Annotated in this window: 12 protein-coding genes and 1 pseudogene; 8 read left to right on the top strand and 5 right to left on the bottom strand. The window is 32.9% G+C overall.

Going from position 1 to position 22237, the window contains the following annotated elements; translation table 11 throughout:
• Positions 1-31: 31 nt before the first annotated feature.
• The gene (locus BMW37_RS09110; protein ID WP_093319997.1) at positions 32-727 is read right to left on the bottom strand and encodes a metallophosphoesterase; all 696 of its coding nucleotides are present in this window, start codon (positions 725-727) and stop codon (positions 32-34) included.
• Positions 724-1005 carry a hypothetical protein gene (locus BMW37_RS09115; RefSeq protein ID WP_093319999.1) on the bottom strand — a complete coding sequence of 94 codons (282 nt, stop codon included), beginning with the start codon at positions 1003-1005 and terminating at the stop codon, positions 724-726. Before BMW37_RS09115 ends, BMW37_RS09110 begins: the two co-directional genes overlap by 4 nt.
• Positions 1006-1263: 258 nt before the next feature.
• On the opposite strand from BMW37_RS09115, the gene BMW37_RS09120 reads away from it, so the two are divergent.
• The 4 genes from BMW37_RS09120 to BMW37_RS09135 all read left to right on the top strand — a co-directional run bounded on the left by BMW37_RS09120 (position 1264) and on the right by BMW37_RS09135 (position 11493).
• Positions 1264-2172 (top strand): helix-turn-helix transcriptional regulator, encoded by a 909-nt coding sequence (locus tag BMW37_RS09120; protein ID WP_093320001.1) that lies wholly within the window; start codon positions 1264-1266, stop codon positions 2170-2172.
• 574 nt (positions 2173-2746) lie between these two features.
• Complete coding sequence (locus tag BMW37_RS09125; RefSeq protein ID WP_093320003.1) at positions 2747-5011, top strand: hypothetical protein; 2265 nt, start codon at positions 2747-2749, stop codon at positions 5009-5011.
• A 527-nt stretch (positions 5012-5538) separates the two neighbouring features.
• Complete coding sequence (locus tag BMW37_RS09130; RefSeq protein WP_093320006.1) at positions 5539-6825, top strand: dicarboxylate/amino acid:cation symporter; 1287 nt, start codon at positions 5539-5541, stop codon at positions 6823-6825.
• A gap of 741 nt (positions 6826-7566) precedes the next feature.
• On the top strand, positions 7567-11493 hold the full coding sequence (locus BMW37_RS09135) for a DEAD/DEAH box helicase (protein ID WP_093320008.1): 3927 nt from the start codon (positions 7567-7569) through the stop codon (positions 11491-11493).
• A 52-nt stretch (positions 11494-11545) separates the two neighbouring features.
• Here the strand turns inward: BMW37_RS09135 and BMW37_RS09140 are convergent, their stop codons facing one another.
• Both BMW37_RS09140 and BMW37_RS09145 read right to left on the bottom strand, forming a co-directional pair.
• Positions 11546-13765, bottom strand: a complete 2220-nt coding sequence (locus BMW37_RS09140) for a hypothetical protein (RefSeq protein ID WP_093320011.1) — start codon at positions 13763-13765, stop codon at positions 11546-11548.
• Positions 13766-13906: 141 nt separating this feature from the next.
• Positions 13907-14365, bottom strand: a complete 459-nt coding sequence (locus BMW37_RS09145; protein ID WP_093320014.1) for a hypothetical protein — start codon at positions 14363-14365, stop codon at positions 13907-13909.
• 305 nt (positions 14366-14670) lie between these two features.
• On the opposite strand from BMW37_RS09145, the gene BMW37_RS09150 reads away from it, so the two are divergent.
• Positions 14671-16146, top strand: a complete 1476-nt coding sequence (locus BMW37_RS09150; protein ID WP_093320016.1) for a protein adenylyltransferase SelO — start codon at positions 14671-14673, stop codon at positions 16144-16146.
• 166 nt (positions 16147-16312) lie between these two features.
• Here the strand turns inward: BMW37_RS09150 and BMW37_RS09155 are convergent, their stop codons facing one another.
• Positions 16313-20173, bottom strand: coding sequence for a WGR and DUF4132 domain-containing protein (locus BMW37_RS09155; RefSeq protein WP_093320019.1), 3861 nt, complete (start codon positions 20171-20173; stop codon positions 16313-16315).
• A 468-nt stretch (positions 20174-20641) separates the two neighbouring features.
• Between BMW37_RS09155 and htpX the strand changes: the two are divergent.
• The 3 genes and pseudogenes from htpX to BMW37_RS09170 all read left to right on the top strand — a co-directional run.
• Positions 20642-21250, top strand: a pseudogene (htpX, locus tag BMW37_RS09160) (protease HtpX); the annotation flags it as partial.
• 64 nt (positions 21251-21314) lie between these two features.
• Positions 21315-21635: a transposase gene (locus tag BMW37_RS09165; protein ID WP_093320024.1), complete on the top strand. Its 321-nt coding sequence runs from the start codon at positions 21315-21317 to the stop codon at positions 21633-21635.
• Positions 21636-21643: 8 nt separating this feature from the next.
• Positions 21644-22237 (top strand): IS3 family transposase (locus BMW37_RS09170; RefSeq protein WP_245711052.1); only part of this gene is annotated, 594 nt, incomplete at its 3' end.

Consider the following 22237-nt stretch of genomic DNA (forward strand, 5'->3'; position numbering starts at 1 on the left):
GATGGTAAACCATTTATAATTAACAGCTTACTTAAATTTCTAAATAGGATAGTTTACTAAAATAAGCGTGAAAACATGCTCCAGTATCTATTAAAGTGACATTGCCAAAGTTCATGATTTCTTTTTGAGGTGTATGTCCAAAAATAAATTGATCCGCACCGTGATAACTTATTTCAATACCTTTAGCCATTTTATGAACAGACTGCCTATTCCATAATAGATACTGAATCTGTTCTGCTGAATAAGTTTGGCCAAATCGATAATATTGATTTGGAATGTCTGCATGAGCTATTACAAAACGCTTATCATTTTTCTCTAAACAAATTGTATAAAGACCCTTATGATCAAGTAAATCAAAGTATTGGATAACTAGCTTTTTTTTGTGTGTAGGTAATTCATCAAACCACTCACCACCATTTAAATACCACAAGCCAAAATCATTATTTTTTAATGCATCAATCGCTAGTTGTTCATGATTACCTAAAACAGCAAAATAATTTGGGGTGTTCATAAATTTATCTAGACAAACGTAACTATTTTCACCTCTGTCAATTAAATCTCCAGTAGAAATTAATAGATCTTTTTCGCAATCAAAACGAAGTTTATCTAGAAGATTGTTTAATTGTGAAATTTCACCATGAAGATCTCCAATCACTATTACTCGTGTTTCATTTGACACGGATAATCGTAAGTGACGGTTATCCGTGTCAGAAGATAAAATAGTCATTCAATAGAACCATCTTTTAAGAATGAATCAATAATTTTAAACCCACCATACATTAAAGCTGCAACTCCAGCGGCCTTGATTATTGTTGAATCAGAGTTAGCTGCAACTACACCTCCAACAACAGTTGTAATCGCAGCAGTTCTAAATTCAGTAGACTTAAAAACACGACCTAGTTCTTCTAGATCAGGATCAGTTTCAGGAAATGGACTCGGTGTGCGGCGAGTACGAAATGTATAATCTGTTGCAAAATCTTCATTTTTATCTACTTCAATATTCATAGCATTCTCCTTTAGCTAATTGGTTATGTCAAAACTACCAATACTATAACAAGAGAAGGTGACAACTAGCTTCGCAATTAAAAAAATGGAAAATTGTATCAGATCGAATTCAAATCTTAGTATGTAGTTAAAATATTCATTTGACTTAATTGGAAATATTAAATAACATTTAGTCATAATGCGAAACTTGGTGTCGTGATATGCGTTAATTTAAGCATAGATAGATTAAGAATTTAATATTGATAAAGAGAGACTAATATGCCTTATTCGGAAAGAATGTTTGCAATTATTTTTAGACTAATGAGAGGAGATAAAATAAAAACAAAATTACTAGCAGAAGAATTTCAAGTATCTCAAAGGGCAATTCAGCATGATCTAAGTGATCGTCTTCCTGCAGAGTTACATCAAAACTTAATCAAAGAAGGGAATACCTATTATTTAGATCCTTTAACAATTACTAGTTTCTTTCCAGAACATATAAAGAAAATTTTAGAACTTGTCGATTCTGAGGCTGTCTTACCTCATAAATTAAGTAAAAAAGGTTTACAAAAATTATTATCATACACAAAACAAAACTTACCTTTCCAAGTTCAAGCTGCAAGGCGTGTAACATTGACTGAATTAATGAAGCAAAACCATGCTTTGCTTGAAAAAGCAGTTGAGCAAAATATTAAAGTTGAGTTTAATTATAAAAAAACTCAAAATGAGAAACGTTATGAGGGAATAGAACCTTATAAACTAATTGATTATCAAGGTGTATGGTATTTAGCTGCTATTGATAATAATAAAATCAAAACTTTTGCACTAGCTAATATATTAACTATCTATCTAACTAAAGAAAAATTTTTAATTAAAGAAAAATATCGAGATATGATTGAACAGGATGAAAGTATTTGGCTAAGTGAAGAAAAATTTGAAGTCGAGTTCAAGATATCTCAAGAATATGCCGAATATTTTACAAGACGGACGGTTATTCCGAATCAAAAGGTGATCGTCAATCAAGATAATACTATTTTAGTCAAGGTGTCGGTGACAAATCATAATGAAATACTTCCTATTATTCGCTATTGGATGCCCGCAATCGATGAAATCAAGCCCCTTGAATTAAAAAATATATTATTAGAAGAATTAGAAACATTCAAAGCTAGGTTAGTCAAAGATAGTTAGTTGCCTGTGACCTAGATAATTATGACGAGTTAAACTAGTTTATTGTGTTAACTAGGGCAAAAACTTATTTTAATCTCTAGGTCTGCAATAACATTACTGATACACAATCTGAAGTTATCCTTACTTTATTGATAACATTTAAAATAAATACCCCTCCTCATCCAAATAAATTACATATAAAAGTGCTTTATTATCTATTTAAGTAACGAGCAAATTACTTTTTATCAAGTTATTTTACCTAAATACCAATAAGTTTATGAGATATTACAATAATAGAAAGCAATCATAACAAATAAGTATTTAAAATCTATACCTATGATTCAATTATGAGAATAAATAATCATACAATGTTCTAGGGCAGTACCTCTGATAAACTCAATCTTATAAGTAACTAGTAAAACGTTATTATAAAATTGGATATTTTATCTATGAATTCAGAGAACACGGAAGTCATCAGAACCTATAAACAAAACAACTCAAAATGTCGTATACCAGTAAATTAAATTAGCCGCTGAAACTTCAATTTGAAAGATGTTGGGTCTTTCGATGTTAATTTGTTAACTAAGGAAATAATATGAATTCAAAACAGGATAATCTATATAAATTACCGGCTTTATTAATATCAGTTATTCTAATAGTAATTTATTCAATTAACTCTTCTGCTACTAGCCAAATTGGCTCTTCTAATAAAGTTAAGAAAATTGCGGGTTATCAACCTTTTATGCAATCAATTGGCGCTTATTTATCTCTATCAAAACAAATTCTTTATGATGAAAATTATTTACCTGTGTTGACTAAAGGCTCTGAGTTGTTTATTCCATCTGTGTTCTGTCAAGCAACATTTAGTGGATTTGTAGATCCTATGCAATTTTATAATTTAGATAACCGTTATTTTATGTTTGCTGATCAAGATAAAGATCCCTGTTTAACTGATAACCATGAATCACAGTTAACATGGTTCGCATTAGATTCAGGACAGCAAGAATGGGAAAGCATACAATCTTGGGAAGATTTATCCGTAACAGCTTTAAATAATGAGGCAGACTTGATTGCAGCAGGAACGTCTGCACTAAGTCTGTATACCCATGGGTTACGTATTCCAGAATATGCAATAGGAAAATACATTGGTTTTACATACTCACCTGTTACAGCGACAGGTTATCCTAATGTTGGTAGTCCTATTAAAGTATGGGATATACGTTATTTTTTTGGGCAAGAAGAATATGATTTAGCTGGACATTCAACTCAAGTTAATGAAGGCAAGCGATTAGAGAAAATAGATTCTAATGCAAGCTTTGGTAAGGTCGTTGAAAATCCAGTCCAGCCTAGAATTGAAAATTTGATTATGAAAGGTACATTTTTACCAGATTTTCAACTTACAGCTGAGTATGATTTTATTAGCAATAGTGAAAGCGATAGTGAAGATGTATCGCGCTTTTGGTGGGGTGAAGCAGGTACAACAGAGGTTCAGGCTTATTTTCAAAATCCTAGTTATCAAACGAGTCATCAGTCACCTGTTTTAACACTAGAGGATGTAGCGAAAGTCTATTCTGTTTCTGCTTTGCCTATCAAAAAAGAGTTAGGTTTTGATTCTGTTAAGTACTCTACCTACTATGTTGTCGGTGATGCTGTTAGCATAACATCAGATAATCCAAATAACCAATTCACACAATCATCAAATATCATAGAGTTACAATTTAGTAATGCACTGAATATTGACAACACAGTTTCTGCAACATATACCTTTGAAAAAGGTGACCCAATTGCAGAAGATCATTCAGAATATACATGGAGTTATATTGATGCAGCAGGTATCTCACATCTTTTAGTAAGTGATAAAATAGTAGAATCAGGAAAGGTACCAGACTCACCAAAATTGGCACTGGAACAATCTGGTTTTACACTTATGTTAGAAATGCTTCCAAAAGATCAATTCAATCGAAGTGGTCAACCTATCTCTATTTCAGGGAGCATTGAAACTGCACAATTCATTGCCGATCCTAAGAGTGTTAGGTTTACATTAAATGATACACATTCTTCTGCAGTCAGTGTAACAGCACAATATGCTTCAGGCAGTAAAGATATCACTTTTTTAGGAAGCTGGAGCTCTAATGATGAATCGATCGCATTGGTCGATAATCAAGGCAATATCATACTTAATTCAAATTTAAGCACTGAGGCTGTTGGAAGTGTGACGTTTAGTTACTTAGGACGTACAGTTACGATTGATGTTGTTGTTGACGCACTACCACCAAGTATTAGTAATTTAAAATTGATTAGCATATTGGAGAATAATGAACTCGCTGTTTTTGAGAATCAAGGTGCGACTTATGATTTTTACAATGGAGGAAAATTGAATTCATTCGATAGTTCGACCTATGTATGGCGAATCAAGAATGAGAGTTCTATCATAGGTAATGGTACGGTGAGAAATTCAGGTATTATCCCGTTTCCAACGTCTTCATCACCTATTTTTCATTCTGGAAAAGTAGTTGTTTTAGAGGTGACACCAAGAGATAACTTGAATCGTACAGGGCAGATGCAACCGATAGAAGCTAAATTAGAAGCAGTTAGAGGTATTGAGGTCGAGCCTTCGCCACTAGAAATTAGAATACAGGGTAACGGACAGTTAAGAGCCTATGCTATATTTGAAGGGGGAAGAAAATTTATTAGTCCAATTGGTAATACAGCATTTGATGGTGTATGGACTGTTAATGATCCTGGAATTACAATCAGTTACTCTGGATATGTTACTGCGAGGAATAACGCTGCCACAGGGACAATTACCTACACATATCGTACATTTTCTGTTGATATTCCATTTAGGGTAATAGAATAGTCGTTTATCCCCTAGTGATTAGAAATTTGAATTAAGGTATTGGTTTATCTAAAGCATCAGAAGTCAATTAAACAATGACGCCTGATGCTTTCTTATCATTCAACGTATTGATTAGCTTTAATAGCTGAACTTTTGGAAAGATCTTAAGAATATGATCTTACTCACCATTAAACGCCTTTGAATTCAAATCTAAAATGATTATGTATGTCTTTGATTACTTCTTTATATAGAGCGGATAAATATGGTTTTATATTTTCGTCTTTAATTGGAACATTATAATTGTCCATTAACATACACCCATTAACATTTTTCGTAGTGTTATCTGACTTTGCGATGTTCTAAGATTGCTCTATTTTATTCAAATTTTGACTATTTGAAGATTACAGCGAAATAGAGCTGATTAAGAATTGAAACATTTTTGTATAACAAATGAGTAACTAACCTAATACATTTAAATAACGTGAGTTAACGCATGTTTTACATCTGATCAATCTGTATACTACTCCCGCTAAAAATAGGGAGGCAGAATGAGTAATAAAAAAAATAATAAAAAACCTTGGTATAAGGTTCTGTATATGCAGGTATTAGTAGCTGTCATTATTGGTATAGCACTTGGAATATTTTATCCTCAATTAGCTCAACAAATGGAGCCTTTTGGTAAAGGCTTCATAAAATTAATTAAAATGACAATTGCACCAATTATTTTTTGTACTGTTGTCATGGGTATTGCTGGCATGGATAACATGCGCAATGTTGGAAAAACGGGTGGGATAGCATTATTATATTTTGAAGTAATGAGTACAGTTGCGCTAATATTAGGACTTATCATCGTGAATGTCTTAAAACCTGGCCAAGGCATGAATATTGATCCTAATTCATTAGATGAAATTGCCTCTATTCAAGGAAAAAAACTTGAAACTGTTCCCGAATTTTTCTTGAATATTATCCCAGATACTTTTGTTGGAGCTTTTGCTGGTGGGCAAATACTCCAAGTTCTTTTTGTAGCAGTCATTTTTGGTTTTGTACTACAACGACATGGTGGGAAAGAAAATCTAATTTTCATCCAGATTGAGAAATTTTCTGAGATTATGTTTGGTATTGTCGGTGTGATCATGAAAGTTGCACCAATAGGTGCTTTCGGTGCTATGGCATTTACAATAGGTAAACATGGAGTATCCTCATTACTCAATTTAGCTCAATTGATGGGGGTATTTTATTTAACATGTCTCATTTTTATCTTTGTTATCTTAGGGATAGTGTGTCGTATTAGAGGTTTTAGTGTATTTAAACTAGTTAGGTACATAAAAGATGAACTTTTAATTGTACTAGGAACATCTTCATCTGAATCTGTCTTACCACGCATGATGATAAAGATGGAAAAATTAGGTGTTAAAAAATCTTGTGTTGGCTTAGTTCTCCCAACAGGATATTCATTTAATCTAGATGGTACTTCGATATATTTAACAATGGCTGCAATATTTGTTGCACAAGCAACAAATGCGCCGATAAGTATTTATGAGCAAATACTTCTACTTGCTGTTTTATTTGTGACATCTAAAGGCGCAGCTGGTGTGACTGGAAGTGGCTTTATTGTTTTAGCTGCAACTATAGATACAGTAGGTGCTATACCTGCAGCTGGTTTAGGCATTATTTATGGAATTGATCGTTTCATGTCAGAAGCTAGAGCATTAACTAATTTAGTCGGTAATGCAGTTGCCACAGTAGTTGTGGGTAGTTTTACAGGTGAGCTTGATAAAAAGCAGCTACATAAGGTGCTTAATGATCCCAAGAGTGTTTCACTAGATAAAATTTAATTTAGCTATCCATATTAAATAAGGTTACCTGCTAATTATATAAAATATTTTATGAATGAGATTATTTTTAGCGGGTAATTTCCTCAATTCAAACGTGATTGTTTTTTTCTAGCTCAATTGTATGACAATTAGTTAGTGACGTATTTATCGTAGCTCTTTTTAATCGTATAAGTATTCTCATCGAGTACCATCATAAATTCTGGATATAGTAAGTTTATCTTAAGAACAATTTTTGCACCTTGAGTAGTTGAACTTTTTTTATAACAAAATAGGTCTAGAGTGCCAGCTTCAGTCGTTTTTTAAAGTAATGACTAATCAAGGCCCCTCTATTTTATTCAATGTGAATTTTTTCGGCCTCTTAAAGAGAGTTTTATGCTATGATAATTAGGTTTACTTATTTCAAATTATTATTCAAAGCATAGCTTAGGTACATAGCGTTATATCTCTGGTCTCGTGCTTTTCAACTCTGATTTTATGTCATTCTGCTAAAAGAGATTATACAAATCCACGTCTGTTTGCTTTACAATTTTACAAAATAACCTGGATTAATGTGTTTTATTCATTCTTAGAATAGGATTAATAATTGAATTTTTTTAATCATGCAAGGCATACTATCAGCATAGTAAGATAAAAATTGTGGGAGTTTCCTGCATTTGGTAGTAACTCTAACAGATTAAAGTATCTTTATCTTTATTTGTATTTGGTAAATTAGTATCAAAAAATAACTAGGACAATTCAACAGTGGATAATAGTAACCAGAATTATGTGGTAAATCATATTTTTATTAATCATTGGTTTAAAAAAGTAAGTGAGTGGTTTTCCCCAGATGAGTTAGACGATTTGGATAGATTAATACTGATTTTACTCATTAAGCATTCTAATGTTCATTTAAATATTATCTATACAGATATCGTTACTACTGTTACATATAGCCAGTTAACGCTTAAAGAATTGAATGATCGGTTGGCGAAACTAGCACAAAAGGATATTATCATATTTGATAATAATGAGATTTATTTTTCTAGTGAAACATTTTTTATTGCTATAAAATCAATTGCTAATCATTCATTAAGTTCTGAAGTTTCCGCTATTTTAAAACAGAAAGATGCCACACTGTATGAAAGTTTGATGTGCGCTGATTTTTTATTATCTGAGTTTAAGGGTGATTTAACATTACCTAGTGAATTTTTCTTCGGCTATTCTTTATTGGTTGGTAGTCATGGTTTTTGGAAACAATCATTCCAAGCAGAAGTGCTGGATCAATTCGCTAGAATGCTACCAGATATGATTATCTATGGTTTAAATATTAACCATTACAATTTTATATATACTATTCTTTCTAAACATGTTCAGCAAACCCTTTCGATGATTACTCGTCCAGTGCATTATGATTTTTTTGCTGATAGCTGGATTGCCGCTACAGGGATTGATGATTTAATATTATTTGCTAAACCCATAGATAGCCAATATTTAAAAACTCGAAAAGGTGTTTTCAGTCATTCTACTCAGTATTTCTCCATTACATCAGTTATAGATATATTGATTAGAAAAGTAATCGATTTTAATAATTTGAATGATTTAAAGCTTGAGTTCACTAATATGGTCAATCAAATAGATTATGCTTACAATAATGATTTTCTATCGTTTGCTCAAACACTTGTTTTTGCTGATCAGTCTGAATTAATAAGCATGTGTGAGAATATTTATTTTGTTCGTAATTGTGTGGTTGATGGTGACCTAAACAATGAAGTTGAATATCATAATTTATTGCTATTTTTAATTGCAATCTATCCTGTAATTGATTCAGATGAATTTAGATTGCTGAAATTAAAATTACTTTCTGAGCCTTATATTGAAGAAATACTAAATTTAAAGCCTTTTAATGCAATGACAGATACACTTAATCGTCTTGCTCATGATATTTTTCGCGAAAATACCAATCACTTTCCTTTTTTTAAGCCTTATACACTTGCCGATAAATTTATCGGCGAATTGAGTAAAATTTTGAAGCCAGAGATTCCAAATAATTTATCAATGGTTCAGACAAGATTAGTTTGGGTAATTGAGGAAGAACTCAGGTTTATCCCCAAAGTACAAAAAATGACTAAAAAAGGTTGGTCAGCAGGACAAATAAAAAGTATTGATGATCTTGAGATAGATAGTAGACATTATGACCTATCACTTGCACAGGCAGATCAAAAAATTATTGATGCTGTTAAAGTTAAGCATTTAGATAGATATTCTAGCTATCTAAAATTAGATCTTGCGATTCTCACGCTAATGACAGAATCAAAAAATGTGATTGATAATGAGGGTAATCAAATTACAATTATTGAAATGAAAAAATTAGTGGTTGCAAGAGTACAAAATAGCACATTTAAATTTGAAGTCTACCCATCAGAAATTAAATCTCTGCGGACTTTTACTGATAGAACCATTAAATTATTTGAAGTCGCGAATAATATTTTTGCATTTGAGAATATCGAATCAAAAGCAAAGTTGGTATTAGAGCATATCACTAATGCACCTTTAATGAGTGAAAATGAAAAAGATCAAGTTATTGAATTAATTTCTCCTGTCTGTAACTATTATGATGAAGCGCTTGAAAAAGGAACTGTTACCGTTATTGATTGGAAACCATCATTCCATATCTGGTTAAAAATGAATGCTGATGAATTTTCATTTGAAATTACATTACAAGATGAGATAAACGACATAACCATACCAAGTTTTAATACTGAAAATTGGGTAGAGATTAAAAAGGATGTTTGGTGCAAACGTAATCTAGAAAGCGAACTGCACGCCGTGCACAATATTTTAGGACAAATTGATATTCCTATTACTAATGAACTTAAGCCTTATTATCGATTTGAATTGAGTGAAATGCCATCTGTAATTGACAAATTAGCAGAGGTAAAAGACGTAACGCTGCATTGGTATCATTTAAAATCCAAAATTAAAATTTTAACGGATGAAGATTTTAAAATACGAATAGATGGAAAAAATGGATGGTTTCAAGTAAGTGGTGATATCAGTATTGATGGAATAGAGTTCTTGCAACTACAAAAACTCTTTGAAGCAAAACGGACTGGATTTATTACCTTAGAAAATGAAACAATTCAAGTCGTTTTAACAAAAGCTTTAAAAGAGCGAGTCAATTTATTAGAAAGTGTGCTTGATGAAGACTTCAAAGTTGATGGTAAACTTGCCTATCCATTGCAACAATTACTGACTTTAATGAATGTTGAGAGTGATGACGCTTGGCGATCTTTGTCAAATCAATGGCAACAACCCGTTAACATTAATCCATCTTTACTTATGCCACTTAGAGACTATCAAAAAGAGTCTGTAAAATGGGCTATACAATTACTCAGTAATGGTTTTGGTGCTTGCTTAGCTGATGATATGGGATTAGGTAAGACCATTCAAGCGCTTAAAGTAATAGAACATTTTGCAAATTTAGGCGCAAGCCTTGTTATCGCGCCTAAATCTGTTTTATATAACTGGAAAGATGAAGTTAAGAAATTTTCCCCAACCTTAAACCCAATCATATTTGATGAAGTCGAAGATAAAATTCAGTTATTCAATTCTCTAACGGTCAATGACTTATTAATTATTGGTTACAGCCAGGTAACTATTTGGAAAATTGAGCTTAGCAAAATTGATTGGCAAACAGCTGTTTTAGATGAAGCTCAAAATATTAAGAATCATAATACTCAAAGATCTAAAGCCATTTTTAGCCTGAATGCTAAAGGTAAATTAACCCTTTCAGGGACGCCTATTGAGAATCATTTAGTGGAGCTTTGGAGTCAATTTGCATTTATTAATCCTGGACTGTTAGGCACAATACAAAATTTTAAGAAAAAATATGGGTTAGCACATAAAGATGAAAACGATTTAGCAAGACTCAGAGCAATTGCAAGTCCTTTCATAATGAGAAGATTAAAAAAAGAAGTGCTTAAAGATTTGCCAGATAAAATTGAAATTAATCATCGGATATCACTTGATGAATCTGAGCGAACCCTATATGAAGTTGTTAGGCAAAATGCGTTAAACAATGCAAGGCATAATCCGATTGAATTACTCTCTGCTTTGACTAGACTCAGGCAAATTTGCTGTGATCCTTATTTAGTGTTTAATGAAAAGACCGCTATCAGTAGCAAACTGCAAGAAGCAATGACACTTATTACCGAAGGATTAGCAAATGGTCATAAAATTCTAATATTCAGTCAATTCGTGGGGTTACTTACGAGACTAGGTAGTTTTCTAAAAAAAGAATCAGTACCCTATAGCGTTTTAACAGGTCAAAGCCGACTAAAAGAAAGAGCTGATGCGATTGAACAATTTAAGACAAATCAAACAAATGTCTTTTTAATTAGTTTAAAAGCTGGCGGTACAGGGCTAAATCTAACTGAAGCCGATATTGTGATACATCTTGATCCTTGGTGGAATCCTGCAGTGGAGGATCAAGCAAGTGATAGGGCTCATAGAATAGGTCAAACCCAGGTTGTGACGGTATACCGTTTAGTAACTGAAAATACAATTGAGGAAAAAATAATACAATTGCATGATAAAAAGAGAGATCTTGCAGAAAAAGTGCTCTCTGATCAAGATTCATCAGAAAAACTCAGTCCAGAGTTATTGCTTTCATTATTGCAAGATGATTAGATTTTCATTCCAAACACTAATTTATTTGCCTCAGTGTTTGGAATCTTCTAAATTATTTAGAGTGTTTGCCTTGTAAATCTAACTTAGGTTTATCTTTTGTAATGTTAAATCGATTACTTACTGATGTTGAGTTCATGCCTAATTGATTTTTATCTGAACTAGCACCTGTCATCGTTTTCGGGTAGCGTAAAGATAAGATGAATTTAACCAGATGATTTAAAAATAGATAAATAAACAAAATGCAAATAAAGGCCAAAATTATCATTTGTCTAATGGTTAAATTACTATCAAACTTTTCAATTTCAAGCAATACCTTATCATCTTTAATTTGAATCGCTCGAATTTTGACAATTACATCTAATGGATAAAAATTGACTTGATCAGTTAATCTTTCAAGGCTCAAGTTTGATGATTGAACGGTTTTATAAAATTCATCAGATACTTTCGATGTCATCCAAAATGTTTTAATAGGATGATTTTTGTTGGGATTAACCAAGTTATTTACAGCGTTATCATGAACTTTTTTTGCTTCATGGATAAAGTATGTATCTGAGTTTTTCACTAAGATGAATTGATTTGAAAGATCGTATATGGATTCATTGTCAGATGCTTTTATCAATGATTCCCAGTCAGACAATGCTTGCGAGGAATTAAACAGCAAGTTATTAAACAGTATTTCTTTCATTTTAGCACAATTTTTTTCGTCTGCATTAGTATAAAATATTTCTATGTATCTGAGTAGATTTTCTTTATCCAATAAATAATTGAGGTTAGAGTGATGTAATGCATCATCATTCATTAGATTGTCGTGTGTTGTTAATAATTTAATCGCTTCAATAATATCTGGTGAATGAAGTGCTATCGCCTTATCAGCAATTTGTAATATTGGAGGGGTAACATCTAATCTTAGAGTCAAATCTGAATTTACTGCACGCATAATTGTTATATAATTAAAGGTAGAGTTCGCTAATAATTGATTCAATTTATCATAGCGTGTTTTATCAAAATGTGTATCGACTAATTGCATATGAGAACAATTTTCTGTTATAGGAGCACCGTATTGATTTGTTTTTATCATACAAGTGACTGAACCATTGAAAGCATAAAATTGATTCTTAATTTGGCTTATGTATTGATTTAATTCAGATGTAGGGGCGTTATCCATCATTTCTAACTCATTTAGTACAGCTGCTACTTCAATTGGGGTTTGATGAGTGAAATATTTCTGGTATTGCAAAAGAACATAGTTTACTACGGTCTGTTCTACGATTAGATAACAACCTAGAAGAATCATAAAAATAAGCATAACTAAATGACTTCTCCACAATTTTAGCAACTTTTGAGAGCCTTCTTTCTCTAGGCTGAGTGAGTTATTGAATCTAACCATTCTCTTTTGTGAGATGCTGTATTCTGCCTGTTGCATACATCCACTTTTCGCAAGTGTGAGATGAATTTCTTCTCGCCAGTGATTGGGTACCTCAACAGGACCTATTATTGTATTTTCAAGTTTAATGGTCATAGGTGAATTAGGTACACTATCGCTTGAACTTGTATTTCCTTCATTTTTTGACTTCATTGATTTACTGGTGATATACATATTGCCTTGAAAAGCAAAAATTGGATAACTAGTAAATTCATACGTGATTTTTTTATTGAGCCAAAGGATAAACCCAACTAAAACAAGTGGAATTATCCAAAACCAATTCCAACTAGTTAGACTATCTACTAGAAAAGCGAATAGGGCAGCAAAATAGATGGGGTAGATGAAACCGAGATTTCTATTTTCTGCATTCCATTCAGCCTCATTTGAATTTCTGGTGTACACATCAATATGATAATTTTGAGGTAAATTATCTTCTCCATCTAGAAACCGGCGAACCCTTTTTTGAAACTTTTGGAATGCTTTATCTATACTATCAACCGTTTCATTTGAAAATAACGGTTTATCATTGAGCATTAAGGTAACAAAATTGCCATCGTATAATTTTACGATTTCAGCACTATTCACTCTTCGAATATAGTCAAAGCCTGCAGGTAGAAGTAATATGCTTGTGTTTGAATTATCGATATTTATATATCGAGCTCCGTTATTAATCGAACTTAATGTGCTATCCGAAAAATCAATTGTGTAAACGTTATTGTTAATTTGTACTTGCTGATTAGTGTTATTCTGAATGTCATAATGGAAAAGTAATTGGTTGATTTTTTTTAGAACTTCCTGTTCATATGGTGTCATTTTTCTTGAAATGTGCAAGTTATCAAACTTTTCCATTAAATCCTGTTCCTGTTCTTGTTAACTGCTAGCATGCTAATATCGCTACAGAGGAGCTTTTGGGTATGCATAACGTTGATACGTGGTGGTAGCAGATACAGTCTATATTAAAAATGGCAAATGGCGTCATTTAATCAATAACTAATCTAAATACGGTGAAATAAACTTTTGTATATTCAGTATTGTGCTAGTCGTTTCGATAAAATGTGTCAAATCGGTGTTTGAAACACAATACATATAATAGTCATAGCCAAAGTGAAATTCGCATTGCTTTGATTTTAATTTACACCAAAGTTTTTCACGTAATACCATCCTTATGATGTGATCAATTTTGTGTATGTCTAATTTATCTTGGTTAGCATAGTCGAAGATCTCATTTTTGTCATAAACTTCTAATTGATCTATGATTAAAAATGAAATTTCTAAATACCGGCATAAATTGCTAATAATTTCAACGTACGCATTTTCAATTTGCATGTAATCTTGTAGACTAGTTTTGATTCCTACATCATGAAAACTTGTCCAATCCGAGTCATCTGAAGATAAATGCCCGTTTTCTGATGCTAGATAATATTTTGTAATTCTATAAGAGTAAATCATTTAAATCTCGCTAAGTGTAGGGATATAATCTTCTTGTAACCATTTATTTTTACGGTAAAACCACTCACTTTTGAATATACTATCAAATTGCTCTGAATATATGAACTAAGCGTCAATGTTTATAGTGATAGACCTTATAGAATCAAGATTGACAACATGAGCATGCTTAACACAGTAGCATTTGATTTGTTCTTAAATTTAAGAATTTTTTCTCTAATGGATAGCATAATTAACATTTAAATCTTAAACTAATAATCATCCGCTTGAGGGTTCAAACGGATAAGGATAATCAGGGTAACCACATAATGAAAAACTCGTTTGGATTTAATTTTGATAATACATATGTAAATTTGCCAGAGTTATTGTACACAGAAATTGCCCCATTAAAAGTGATAAGTCCTAAGCTTGTTATGTTTAATCATCAATTGGCTTCTGAACTAGGCCTTAGACTCAATGAGTCTGCAGATGTAATTGCTAAGATGTTTTCTGGTAATGTTCTTCCATTAGGTGCACAGCCACTGTCCCAAGCTTATGCAGGGCACCAATTTGGTAATTTTGCTATTCTAGGTGATGGCAGAGCCCATTTATTAGGTGAGCATGTCAAAGCAGATGGCACTCGTCTTGATATTCAATTAAAAGGTTCCGGATTATCTCCTTATTCAAGACGTGGAGATGGGAGAGCAGCATTAGGTCCAATGTTAAGAGAATATCTGATTTCAGAAGCAATGAATGCTTTGAACATACCTACTACGCGTTCGCTAGCTGTTGTGACTACAGGTGAAAATGTATATCGTACAACATTACTGCCAGGGGCAATTTTAACTCGAATTGCGTCTTCACATCTAAGAGTAGGGACATTTGAATTTGCGGCATTTAGGCAAGATAGGTCACTGATTCAGTCTCTATTAGAGTATAGCATTAATCGGCATTATCCTGATTTAATCGATGTCGCTAATCCTGCATTAGCTTTTTTTGAGGCAGTGATGATTAGGCAAATCGATTTGATTGTTAATTGGATGCGAGTAGGATTCATTCATGGGGTTATGAATACGGATAATATGACTATTTCTGGTGAAACGATTGATTATGGTCCTTGTGCTTTTATTGATGACTACCATCCTAAAAAAGTATTTAGTTCGATTGATGATTCAGGACGGTATGCTTTTGGTAACCAACCTGCTATTGCTCAGTGGAATTTAGTTAGATTAGCTGAGTCTCTTCTACCTTTGATTGAATCAGATAGAGATAAATCAATTGAACTTGCGACTGATAGCCTCAATAAATTTTCATCTTATTATCATAATCAATGGCACACTATGATGAAGCAAAAACTTGGTCTGTATGGCGATCATCAAGATGATGATAAATTGATAGAGCATCTCCTTACTTGGATGAGCACAAATAAAGCAGATTATACCAATACTTTTTTAGAGTTGATGGAATCACTTAATCCAGATTCTTTAGGAATAAACGGTTTTACTCAGCTGAGTCAAGATAATGAATTTATGACGTGGTTTGTTGAATGGAAGAAAAGAGTCGCGTTGAACTCGATTACAATTGAACAAACCATAGAATGGATGAAACAGTCTAATCCAGTTATTATTCCGAGAAATCATCAAGTAGAGATCGCACTTGAGGCAGCTTATTTAGGTAATATGACACCATTTGAACGTCTTCTAGAGAGTTTGCGTGAACCCTATCAGCAAAGTGATAAAATCGTACCATATCAAATGCCACCTGAAGGTAATGATCAATCATATAGAACTTATTGTGGCACATAATATTAGCGTATAAAGACAAATGAAGTTTAAACATAGACATGCAAATATTTTTGCTAATAGAGAGCCTCACGATAAGGAGGGGATTCAAAAAGAACCCACACCCTAATTCATCTCAAGCGTTGATGAACCATTTTGTAGGTATCTCAAATTGCTTTACTTCTTATGATCAGCAAGATGAGAGCGTGTTTAATGTCAGCAAAAGCTCACTCGTTGCAATAGGGTCAATTTTATCGAAAATTTGCACACAAGACTTAGATTTAAGAGTAATTGGATCAACCATTTCTACCATAACAATAGTTTGAATAGGCTCATCATCTGGCATTACAATCACAAAACCAGGTTCAAAAACGATCCTCACTGACAAAGAATCATGAATTTCTTTCCCGAGCATTTTAAACTCACTCCCTTCATTATTCTTAATAAATCCTTCATTTAGTAATGAGATAAGTTGTTTTGTCGGAATGTTCAGTGAATGATAGCGTTCTAAAGAAGTTAAGAATTGGTTTGAGCCATTAAACGTAAAATAGGGCCTATGAATTTGGTTGAATGGTTGAATAATATTATAATCATCAAGTAACGTGCTTAATTTAATTAGTTGGTCAGAAGAGAGACCAATAGGATGAATGAGACCAATAGGATGAATGATACCAATACACATATTTTTAAACTGTTTTAATGATATATGGGCATCAGATTCATCTGACAAACTTTTATCTTCATTAATTCTAAAAAGCTGCAATATTTCGGCTGAGAGTGAGGATTGAGTGCTTCCATCATAGACACCAAAAATTAATTTTTGACCTAAATTATTTAGTATTGGATTTTCAATAAATAAAGCATTGAATTCCTCTACTGACCATCTACGGGGTTTACACATAGCCTGTTCTAGTCGTTTAGTTTGAGTCGCAATTATCTTTTTAATCTCTTTAGGTAGCGCTTTGATAAAATCGTTTGCCATTTTAATTGGTTGTGAATCAAAATTGGATTTTATTTTTGGAAGTTGATTTAATTGATTACCATCCATATCATATATATTGAGGTTAAGCGTCTGGCCTAACTTTAACTTGTATTGAAGCCCATCGAAATCTAGTATTTTTTCGCCATTAGCATCAAACCCAAATGTCTGGACAAGTTTGTCTTCTAATGATTCTAAGGTTAAATTACGATTTTTAGCTATTTCTTCAATTTTATGCTTTGCTGCAAGTTTCAGTGATTTTTGCTTAGCTTGATTTGAAATCGAATTTAGGCTGATTATTGCTTTATCAGAGCCAATCTTGGCAAGTATTTCTAGGCCTAGTAATGAACGCTGAGTAAGAGATTGACCTGGCCAAGTTAATATATAATCAGTTAACCCATCAATATTCTTATCTGTGGGAGCCAAAGTAAGCGCGCTTACCATCCAACTTTCAGTCAGATCGCCAGAAAGATAATTCCAAGCTAAAAATAATTCCCAAATGAACTTAGAAAATGAGTCTGGCGTCATTTCATCTATAACAGTACTGAGGTCATCAAAGGTCATTTCAAGGCTACTTTGACTTAACATCATGGTGAGATGGTTCATAGCAAAATTGGGAAGGGATTTCAGATTTGTTTTTAGTTTAGGCCTCGAATATAGATTTGGATGCCAAAAAGTTGGTAAATTAGGCGTATTGTTATTAACAATACGCGTTTGGGGTTGATTAATTAATAACGCGATTGATTGACTAACATTACTATTATTATACTTATCAGCTATTTGAAGTATTAAATCACGTGAGCCTTCTGAGGCTATGTATGTGAGTGCTGTGATTGCATTGTCTTGTAACTTACCCTTAGCACAAAGTGCTTGTGGTATTAAACCTATAATCGCGTGGGTTTTAAAATCAAGTAACCATTTGGCCGCCTTTTGGCGAATAGGTTTTTTGGTATTAAACGCTTTTGCAATCGGTATGGCATTTTCAGCAGAGACAAGTTTAGAGGCAAAAACGATATTTTTGGCAGGGGATGAATCAAGCAGACGAATCAAACCTGGTATCGCTTGAAACCCATGGCGAGTTAGCATATAGTCAGTCCCTTCATAACCAAATATACTATATCGATTCCATATTTCCACTGCTATTTCATCGGGTAAAAGCCTAGTTAATGTGAAATTAATACTTAATTTTTGTGTTTGTGAAAATGCATCATAAGCGTTTAGTAGGCTCGCTTTATCAAACGATTTAAGTGCTTTAACGATATCTGGGTAAAGTTCATTTTCACGAGAGATGCTAAAGCCAAGCCACTGAATAAGATAGTGAATTGTATCATCTGTAATTTGGTCATTTTTAAATAGACCTAAGCTAAAGTTATTCGCCTTTTTGATTTCTGCTGGAGTAAAGTGATTTTCAGGGGTGCTGTGCAAAATCGGTAGTGCGTTTATAGGTACAACTGCTTTAATATCTGATTGATTATTTAACCAAGATGGCGAAATTAAAGGTTTAGGTAGTTCAGTTGCATATTCATCATCAGACAGGTCACTTACCAGTCTATTTTTTAACTCTATAATTATTGCTTGATATTGAGAGTCTATAGTTGGTAATAATGAATCCAACTTATTATGTTGCTCTATTATTAATTTCTGTAGTAGGTATTTAAATATGTAATGTTCTGGTTCATTTATAAGTAACTCAGCTAGTACTGGAATTGCTAACAAAGGCCAATTATGAATGCTTTTTTGGAAAAAAGATAAACCAACTTTTGTTTCAATATGATGACTAAGTGATTTAATTGCACTAGATGTTGGCATAAGTGAAAGGGCTGTTTTACTCGTAGTAGAGGCCCATCCAAATGTTTTAATAATTGATTCTTCTAAAATTACCCCTCTATCAATAACCAACTCGACGACAAATTTATCAAAGATTAAATCAGGAAAATGCTTAGGTCTGATAATGATATCATTTAATTCTGCTTGAACTTCTTGATTGAAAAATGCCTCAATTGGTATTGTGAATATCAGTAGATTCATCGCCCATTCATAAGTATGCCAATCAAACTCTTTATTATTTTTAGCATCGATTAAGTTTATTGCGATATTTCTAATAATATCAGGTTTTTCTGGGATTAAAAACGCAATGAATGCATGACGACTTATGTGTAGATAGTCTAATGATTGAATTAGTTTCGATGCACAAGTTAACCAAGTCTCATCATCTGTGCAAGATAAATACTCTCTAAAGTAGTATAAAAAAGTGTTATATTCAGAACTGGTTGAATTGGGGCCAGAAAGTGTTTGTTGATACTTTAAGCCATGATTGTTTTCATCACTGAGATCAATTTGGAAACTCAATAATAAAATTTCAATTGCATTAATGAGACCATGTTTTGCAATAATAAATTCAGTCATGCAGTAAGATGTATCGGTTAAATCACGTCTATTACAACACTGTTGATAAGTGTGGAGTAATATGGCGTCTGAAAGTAACGAACCTTCTTGGTTATTGGACTTAATGCGATTCTCGGTTTCAATAATTGCATTGATAAATGTTTCAGATGAATTTTCAATTGATGGTAACAGTGATTGAAAATTCACATAGTTAGTGTTAACGAATTGATAAATTTTTTGCCAGCTTTGATTAAGGTTAAGCGTAGCATTTTGCCAAAGTCTAGATCTGTTGGAAAATGCCTTTTTTGTCAGTTGTGCTGGTAACACAACTTCGTAAGCATGAATGTCAGCAGGAAATGCCTCCAAAGCTTTATTTTTACTTGATTGTAGTAATGTCTTATTTCTAGCAGAATGAGAGGTAGGATCAATCATTGGAGTGATAGCCTCATCAACTGATACATGCATTTCTTCGCTGCCTGTATCTAATGAGTTTTTATACCCTTTTTTAAGTTTTTCTTTAATGAGTTTATCCATTGCTATGTTAGCGGCTTTTTCACATTCGAAGGTTTTTACTTGGTGCTTACCACTCGTTCCGGTTTTACCCCATGAGATATTTAGATTTGTATCTAATAGCTCAATTTGCCAAAATTTGTCTGATTTTCCATCATTGAATGTTAAATAAGTCATTGAGTATTCCTGCGTATTTTATATAGATATTTTATTTGTGATAAAGCAGTTTTGCTATTTATTCATACTTTTTTATAGAGTCAATATAACCTAACAGTAAAAATTAAATTGGCTTCATATATGTATCCATAAGTTGCGATTACAATTTTTTTCGAGAGTTTATTAGTCTCTAGTATCACTAATAATTTCAATGTTCACACAAATGCATACAAAGAAACTCCTAGGAAGTATACTTGACAGTTTATTGCAAAAATTTACGTTAAATATTATAGCAAAACAAACATAATCGGTAATATAGTTCTCTGGAGTCAATGCTGCATGTTTAAAGATGATATGTAACTGAACAACTAAAGCCGTATAAACTAAGATTAGAATAGGCAAGATTAGATTTATTGCGGAATTTTATAATTTAATCAAAAAATTAGGATTTATTAGAAGAAATATATCATAAATTATATGAGGTGATAAATGTTACGTATAGGTTTATTTTTATTAACCAATATGGCAGTGATGTTAGTTTTTGGGATCATTCTTTCTATTACAGGTATTGATAGACAGAGCATGATGGGTTTAGTTATTATGGCTGGATTGTTTGGATTTACAGGCTCAATCATATCCTTATTGATGTCTAAAACAATCGCATTAAAATCAGTTGGTGGTAAAGTCATTCAACAACCGAAAGATCAAACAGAGGCTTGGTTATTAGAAACAGTTCAAAAACAAGCATCTTTAGCAGGGATAGGCATGCCAAGTGTAGCAATATATCAGGCTGCTGATATGAATGCTTTTGCAACAGGTGCTAATAGGAATGATGCGTTAGTTGCAGTCAGTACTGGCTTATTAACCCAAATGCAAAAAAATGAGGTTGAAGCTGTGCTTGCGCATGAAGTCTCTCATATTGCTAATGGTGATATGATAACGATGACTTTATTACAAGGAGTCGTTAATACGTTTGTGATATTTATCTCTAGATTCATAGCGCAAGCTGTAGCGTCTTTAGGTTCAAATAATGATAATGGACGAACACCTAGTATGGGGACGTATTTTATCGTTGTCATGGTGCTAGAAGTGGTATTTGTACTGGTATAGTTTTCTTGTAGGCAATTATAGCCTACAATGACAATCAAACTGGAGACATTACATGACAGATAAAAACAGAAAAGTGCGCCAATCTTTTACCCCAAAACAAAAGAATGAATTCGCTAAACTCATCGTTGAAGATAATCATTCAATTAAACACGTTATGGAAATTTCTGGTGCATCTCACTCAGCTGTTACGCGCTGGAAAAGTCAGTATTTAAATGAGACAGCCGGTAATTTAGCTGAGGGTAAAGTTCCCCTGAATGAAGACAAAAGAGAAATTTATGAGCTCAAACGCCAGTTAGCTGAAGCCCGCGAGGATATCCGCATTCTAAAAAAGGCAACAGCCTTATTCATACACGACAATCCCGCATTGCGTTAATTAAGAGAGTGAGTAAGGCTGAACCCAATTTATCTATAGAGCGAGTGTGTGCTTTATTAGAAGTGCCGGTTTCTTGTTTTTATTACAAACCAATTATCAATCAAACCAATGAACTTATTACTAATAAAATCATTGAAATACATAATAAAAACTTTAAGTGCTATGGTAAGCGTAGAATGCAAAACGAATTAAATAAGCAAGGTATTAAAATAGGTGTGTATAAAACTCGCTCACTAATGAAAAGTGCTAATATTTATGCTAAAACGCCTAAAAAGCGTCACCATTATGATGTCGATGAAGTTCGTCCTGATATACCTAATCTATTGAATAGACAGTTTAATCAGCCTAAATTAAATACGCATTGGTGTAGTGACATTACGTACATCCGTACAGCGAAAGGTTGGAGTTACTTAGCAACCATACTCGACCTGGCAAATAAAGAAATCGTCGGCTATGCCACGTCTGAATGTGCTGATACTCAACTCGTTATCAACGCATTAACATCAGCTATATTAGCGCATAAACCGCAACTAACTGGGCTCATATTCCATTCAGACCAAGGAACACAATACACCTCAAAAGCATTGCGTTCGCACCTTAAA

It is taken from the genome of Thorsellia anophelis DSM 18579 (assembly GCF_900111395.1).
GTDB lineage: Bacteria > Pseudomonadota > Gammaproteobacteria > Enterobacterales > Thorselliaceae > Thorsellia > Thorsellia anophelis.